We start from the raw sequence: 862 nt of genomic DNA on the forward strand, positions 1-862 counted from the left end.
GATTTGTACATAATATTGCGAGCTTCAGACAAGCTATCAGCGCCGCCCCAACTCATACGAGCGCTTGCGCCACTATCATTGATCGTTAGCGCAGCTTGCGCCATGCTACCTAAACTAAGTGAGATCATAGTAGCGATAAGTTGCTGTTTGCTTATAGGTAGATGTTTCATTCTTCCCCCTGCTGTCGCTCTAGTACTCATTTTAGGAAGTATCACTGGCAAGCGTAGCGTTTATAAAGATGTTTGTATAGACTCGGTAAGAGTTGCTGTATTTTTAGTGTATCATGGATTGCGTTTTAGTTTAACGCGTTGCACTCACTTAACAAGGGCATTCGTTGACGGTTCAAACTTTATTACATTTGCTTTATATTACAGTAATATTGATTAACATTTGAGCAATATTTACGATTTGCCTTTATAGCATCAATATTTTTTGTGGTAAAAAGTCAACAAAAACATTACTCTAGCTACTTTGGTTTAATCACGAAGGTTTATCGAACATGCCTACAAAGTATAGTCGTTAATGCTGCGCCCATTTTCTTTACAATTTATACCCTATAATGATAGATAGCAAAGAGTAAAACTATGATTCGAGTATTAGTAGTAGATGATCATGATTTGGTACGTATGGGTATCAGCCGTATGTTATCAGACAGTCCAGATATTGAAGTTGCAGGCGAAGCGGACAGTGGCGATATGGCTATCAAGCTTGCCAAACAGCTGCGTCCTGATGTCGTTTTGCTCGATGTCAATATGCCAAACATCGGCGGCCTTGAAGCCACCAAACGCTTGATTCAGTTGGATATGGGCATCAAAATTTTGGCAGTGAGTAGCGTGGTCGCTCAGCCCTACCCTTCTATGCT

1 protein-coding gene is annotated in these 862 nt (G+C 40.6%); it reads left to right on the forward strand.

Annotation, left to right across the window (positions count from 1 at the left end):
• Positions 1–584: 584 nt before the first annotated feature.
• Positions 585–862 (forward strand): response regulator (locus ACTXGO_RS14935; protein WP_443575073.1); only part of this gene is annotated, 278 nt, incomplete at its 3' end.

It is taken from the genome of Psychrobacter sp. T6-1, from assembly GCF_052258445.1.